Below are 243 nucleotides of genomic sequence, written 5' to 3' on the forward strand. Positions count from 1 at the left end.
ACGTTTTGTTTCATACGGAATTTCTTTTGTCTCTGTGATTGGATCACCATCGACTGGTCCGTATTTTGTTACATCATCCACCGGAGGTGTTACAACTTCTCCTGTATTTGGATTTTTGATACCTGGTTTACCTGGTACATCCTCTTTGCTACCTTTCGGTGCGTTTGGATCGAATTCATCTTTGTGACCTTGTGGTACTGCTTCGCCACCATAATGTACGATTTCATCCACTGGATCTTTTGT

1 protein-coding gene is annotated in these 243 nt (G+C 42.0%); it reads right to left on the minus strand.

What is annotated here, in order from left to right; genetic code table 11:
• On the minus strand, positions 1-243 hold a 243-nt coding region (locus HMPREF2930_RS02435; RefSeq protein ID WP_256278341.1), incomplete at both ends, for an E domain-containing protein.

The organism is Staphylococcus sp. HMSC068C09 (genome assembly GCF_001813735.1).
GTDB lineage: Bacteria > Bacillota > Bacilli > Staphylococcales > Staphylococcaceae > Staphylococcus > Staphylococcus hominis.